Annotated in this window: 2 protein-coding genes; both read right to left on the bottom strand. The window is 39.2% G+C overall.

Features of this window, described 5'->3' with window-relative positions; genetic code table 11:
• Nucleotides 1-152: 152 nt before the first annotated feature.
• Nucleotides 153-4,925: a type I polyketide synthase gene (locus BZ167_RS08455; protein ID WP_061047154.1), complete on the bottom strand. Its 4,773-nt coding sequence runs from the start codon at nucleotides 4,923-4,925 to the stop codon at nucleotides 153-155.
• 43 nt (nucleotides 4,926-4,968) lie between these two features.
• Nucleotides 4,969-6,222, bottom strand: a complete 1,254-nt coding sequence (fabD, locus tag BZ167_RS08460) for an ACP S-malonyltransferase (protein WP_061047153.1) — start codon at nucleotides 6,220-6,222, stop codon at nucleotides 4,969-4,971.
• Nucleotides 6,223-6,284: the final 62 nt, after the last annotated feature.

Here is a 6,284-nt window from a genome sequence, read left to right on the forward strand (position 1 = left end):
TTTTGATAGGAAGGGTAATAAGATCTACAATTTTACCTTAAAATGGAATTCAATTCCCGTAATAATGTGATAGGCAGGCTGCTTTTTCTTCATTCAATTCGCAGCCTGCCAATATTCCATTTTGCGAATATATTTTTACAGGCCCAATTCAGTTATTTTCGGTCTGGATGAAATATTTGATTTGCTTCGCTGACTTCCATCTCTCCGGATGCCAGCTTATTCAAAATTGCATCCAGGTCATCTTCATTGTCTTCTTCAGGGATTCGGTCAGAAGACTTCTGATCACTGAAGTGGGATTCAAGGTAGGTTGACATCTCCTTAATGGAGGGATACGTAAAAATATCAGAAACATCAATGAGAGAAGGCCATTCTTTCTCTATTTCTTTTACCAGATATATCGCGGATATTGAATCTCCGCCCAAATCATAAAATTTATCAGTTATACTGATTTGTTCTAAGCCTAAAACTTTTATCCAAGCTTTCATTAGTTTATTTTCAATATCGCTGAAGCAAAATGTCTGATCAGTTTTCGACTCAACAGATTTTTTTACAATCGCCTGCTCCTTAAAAGTCAAAATATCCGGAGATAATCGGAACTGAATTTGATCTTGATTTAATTCCAGTACCCGATGATCAATTTCCCCGATGATCACATTCCGGATGTCCTTTTGCATGACTTCATCGAAGGCACGTATCGCTTCAGCTGAGGTAATCGTCTTAAAGCCGTTTTCATCTTTATGTTCGTTTCCGGCCTTTTGACGCTCTTCAATATATTCGGCAAGCATACCCACATCAGACCAGCCGCACCAATTAATCGTAACTGTTTTTTCATCCGGTCTTCTTCGCTGTCTGCGTTCTGCGAAGGAATCCAGGTAGGCATTAGCCGCAGTATAATCAGCCTGCCCCATACTCCCCGCAAGTGCTGTGATAGAAGAAAACATTATGAAGAAATCCAGATGCTCATGCTTTGTCAGCTCGTTTAATATCCATGTTCCATTAACTTTCGGTCTGAGCACGTTATCAAACACTTTTTTTTCCTTTCTGAAAATAAACCCATCTCCAGAAACACCAGCACTATGTATGACACCGTGGATTGTATTGTATTTACTCTTTATTTCCTCGAATACATGAATCATTTCACTTTCATTTGCGACATCGGCCTTATAGTAATCTACCTTAGAACCGCTTTCTTTTATTTCTTTTAGAGCATCGATTTTCTTTTTGTTTCCCTTCTCCATGTTGATCTGCTGCTCGGAGCGTCCAATGAGGATTAATTGGACATTTTCTTTTGATGATAAATACTTGGCCATTTCTAATCCCAGTCCGCCCATACCGCCGGTAATAACATATACACCGTTCTTTCTGATGCTTATTTTCCCTTCCCGAATTACGGATAAGTCTTCAGTCTGGAGCTCTTGAACGTATTTATGCCGGTCTCTGTAAGCGACAAGCTCTGACTGTTTTTTTGAGTTGATTTCAAACATGATGTTTTCCGCCATAAGATTTTGATCCAAATCTATGCATCTGACACTTACACGCGAATATTCCTTTTCAATTACTTTTCCAAAACCGAAAAATGCCGCGTTATGCGGGTTAATGTCTGGTTCTTCACCGCTTACTTGATGTGCAAGGTCTGCAAACAGCATCAGTTCTATGTTATTTTTTGTATTTTCTACAAGTGATTTTGTTAAATAAAATAAACTGTCTACCCCTGAGGATATTTTTTTCTGAAGCTGATATATGTTTTTGTCTTTCTCATCGCTGATAGACATCAAATGGACAATCTGAGAAACCTTTTCACTTTGAAGAGTTTTTACAAGACAGTCATAATCTTCTTGAGAATCACTGACTGTATAATGATGGCTTCCGATTTTAGAGAAATAGTCACCCTGTTCCGCGACAATCACAGTTTTCCCTTCCAGTTCTAAGCTTCGAATGATTTCCTCGGATAAACTGCAGCCATTATTCTTAAATAATAAAATAGGATGATGAATTTCTCGCATCTCGTGTGATTGATCGCTTTCTCTTATCCAAGATAGCTTATGATATATATTGTTTCTTTTAGTCTTTTCAGCTGCTTTATGCACCCTTTTTACGATGTAATTGTTTATTTCACCGAATACTTCTCCAGTCTCATTCAGCAGGACGATGCGAAACGTTCCTGTTTCTCCGTTGCTTCGGCTCTTTTTCTTGATATAACTGTAAAACTTTTTAGAAGCGGATCCATAAATCTTAAATTCTTTATAAAAATAAGGGAGATAGGTTTCGTTATCTATCGTGAATGTCCCGGCATTAACGGCACAATCCATCATCGCAGGATGAAGCGAAAACTGAACGAAATCACTCTCATATTCTTTCGGCAATTCCAATTCACATAGAAGCCTGTCGTCGTCTCTGTAGATTGCATTGGTGCATTTCCATCTGCCTCCGACTTGAACGATGCTTTCCGGTCTATTGGTATCTTCTATATGATAAACCGACTTGTATTCATCGGTGTTTATTTCTGTCAATGGATGATTATTACGTTGAATGGCATAGACAGCGTTGAAGCTTTTCTTTAAATCCTCAATGTCATATGTTTCCCGTACCGGTTCTTCTTTCGCAATGACCGCTTCCGCGTGCTTTATCCATTTATCGCCGGACTTACTTATCACACTAAACTCTAAAACGCTGTCCTTTTTCTTTATGATCGTATGAACTTCTTTAACTTCATTTGCTTTTACCTTTAACTGATTTGAAAACGTAACGTCTTTTAACAGAATGCCGAAAGGTTCGCCGAAGTATTTTCTTCCCGCTTCTCTAGCTGTTTCTATATAAACCGTTCCAGGGATAACGTAAGAATCATTCACTTTATGTTCATTTAAAAACCAATAATCAGTGACATTCAAATGGGATATATACACTTCCAGATTCAGTGACTGCACTGCAAGATTGCTCAATAAAGATTGTTTTTTCTCATCGGCTGAAGGGCCGTCTGCAGCCGGCTCAGCCCATAATCTTTTTCCGCTGAATTTGTATGTCGGCAAGCTGACCTTTTGAAAATTCATCTCGCTATAAAGATCTTCAAAGTTGATATTCGCCCCATCACAATACATTTCACATAAAATATGTGAGTCAGAGGTTGAAATATTAGAGACGTTTTGTCTGACTCTTTGAATCACATTTTTTATTGTTTGAGTATTCTGCACACTGTCTGTATGCGTTTTTCCTATAAACTTTGTTTGATTTGTTATCGATTGAAAGTATATATTTTTCTCCCGATACGTTTTCCATTCAGAGCATGATAAAAACTCCAGCTTTTCCAGCAGTTCCGCGACAGAGCTTATTACCATAGCGATTCTGTATTTGTTTGGCAATCTCCCAGTGTTTGCTGTATAACATATATCTCCCAGATTCACATCTGTTTCTCTCTTTAAATAATCAATATGATCTGTAAGCAAGTGCGCGAGTGATGTTTTAGTCCTAGCTGAAACAGTAAAAATATGTTCAGATAAAACGGATTGATCGACTTTTTCAACTGCGGGTGCCTCTTCTAAAATGACATGACAGTTTGTACCGCTCAGCCCAAAACTGCTGATGCCGCACCTGTATACTCCGCTGCTCTCCCATGCTGAAACGGAGTCATTGACGTAAACAGGCGATTCATGAAAATTGATATTTCGGTTCGGCACTTTAAAATGTAAACTTGGCGGAATTTTTTTATGCTTTAATGCCATTACCGCTTTAATTAAACCCGCTATTCCCGCCAAACTATCAAGATGCCCGATGTTTGTTTTGACTGAAGATACGGCACAGAACTGTTTTCGGTCTGTATATTTTCTGAAAGCCCGTTGCAACGCATTTATTTCAATCGGATCCCCTAATTTGGTCCCTGTCCCATGAGCTTCAATATATGTAATTGTTTTAGGATCTATTTTTGCATTTTTCCAAGCATCTACTATTACTTGTTCTTGAGCTGCTGCGTTAGGAGCGGTAATTCCTACTGAGCTGCCGTCCTGGTTAACAGCGCTCCCCTTAATGACTGCATAGATCTGGTCATGATCACGAATCGCTTGGGCCAGCGGCTTCAGCAATACGGCAGCGACTCCTTCGCCGCTATTCGTGCCGTCAGCTGAATCATCGAAAGTCCTTACAGCAAAATCAGATGAAGAATTCCCGATATTTAACCTGCTCTCCTCTATTGTCTTGGGGAATACTTTTATGTTCACTCCGCCGGCTAATGCCATATCGCAATCCTTATTTCTTATTGCCTGACAAGCCGTATGGAGGGCGACAAGCGATGAAGAGCATGCAGTATCGATTACCATTGCTGGCCCTTTAAAATCCAAGATATATGACAGTCTGCTTGCGATAACTGATTTAATGTTACCCGCGGTAGCCAGTCCGAGTAACGATTGATCTCCTTTTTCAAGCAATCTGAAGTATTCATTTGAGCCGTCACTGCTGAGTCCAATGTATACTCCCGTATTTGTCCCACATAATTTTCCGCCGCCGTAACCCCCGTCTTCCAATGCGTTCCAGGCCGTTTCAATAAATAATCTTTGTCTGGGATCAATCAACTTTGCTTCATTTGGAAGGATACTGAAAAAGTCACAATCAAATTTATCAATCTCATCCATATAGGCTATTTTTGTATAGGCTGCATCTTTACTGTACTTGGTTCCGCTGTTTTTTAATGACTGGTCAGCATCTTTTTTTCTGTTCAGCGGAATGTCTCTGATGAACTCTTTTCCTCGTAAAAGTAAATCCCAATATTCATTTACGTGATTGGCTTCGCCGATTCTGCATGATAAACCGACAATGGCAATGTCATCTCCGGAAATGTCTTTGGCCCCTACCTCGTTTTTTTGTTTCTTTACATTCAGAGTTTGATTTGTAAAAGCGGCCGCTTTTAAATTACTTAAACTTATAAAGTCTGTTTTCATTTTTTTACCTCGCTGAGAATCACTAGATAGGTAATCATACCTGTCAAACTTCAAAGTCTTCAAAGTGTTTTTTTGTGTTTGTTTCAGAAAATAATTGATTAAATCTTTTTTTCTGTTCATCTATAGGGGTTTTTTTGGTTCGAAACACTGACTTCAGCATTTCTACTGCCATATGCATTTGTTCTCTTGACGGCTGACGACCTGATGTTTCAAGTTCAGCCTGTATGGCAGCTACTTTTTCATATGGTTCGATTACACCTTTGGCGTATTCCTCATTGTTCCAGTTGTAATTTTTAGTAGCAACCGCGATCCCTAAACTTCTCGAGATAATAGAAAAACCGGCTTGCAGTGAAACAGATTCGTTCAAAAGAGTCTCTTTTATAATTTTCACGTCCTCTTCTTTGTCATAGCTGTACGATTTGATGTCAGCGATATTGTTTCTTACAAGATTCCTTAATACAGATTTCGGTCCAAATTCAATCACAGTATCAGTATGGTTTGCTTCTAAATACTTCATGATTCCCATCCAATTTACCGGTTTTACGATTTGAGTTCCCAGTATGTCAGCCATTTGCTGTTTATCCGAATATGGAAGAGCCGTCACATTAGATAAAACTTTGTATTTTGGAGTTCTGAGATCATACTTTTTTAGCTCATGGCTGAATTTTTCCGCAGCAAAACCCATGATCGGAGAATGAAAAGCAGCACTTACATTTAATTTAAAAATGTCTGCTCCTCTGGCTTTAAGAGTTTCACTAAGCTCTTCAACTGCTGCCGCTTCTCCGGATACCACAACATCTTTATATCCATTGTGGTTAGAAACAGCAATCGTTTTTCCTCTTGAAGAGAGAGATTCGCACTCTTCTTCTGCTATTCTTTCATCCAGGTTCCTGATAACAGCCATTGCTCCGGTCCCTTGTGCGGCAGCTTCTTTCATTAATAATCCTCTGGCTCTCACCAGCTTTACAGCGTCCTGAAAATCCAAAACGTCACTGCAAACCAAGGCAGAATATTCTCCTAAACTATGGCCGGCGATGTATTCAGGTTCTTTTCCGACCTCTTCCATGTAGATTCTGAATTGTGCAATACTTGTTGTCAGGATGGCCGGCTGAGTATTTTCTGTTTGAGATAGCTCAGCGGCACTTCCATCTATACATAATTTCTTCAGGTCAAATCCCAATGCATCACTGGCTTCGTCAAACGTTTTTTTAGCGATAATAAAATTGTCACATAAACGTTTGCCCATTCCTGCATATTGAGATCCTTGTCCTGAAAATAAAAAACCTATTTTCGACATTTAAATACCTCCAAAGTCTCTATAATGCCTGATTTGCCTTACATTCTGCCGATCAGCAAAAT

This window comes from Bacillus sp. 275 (genome assembly GCF_001999205.1).
GTDB lineage: Bacteria > Bacillota > Bacilli > Bacillales > Bacillaceae > Bacillus > Bacillus velezensis.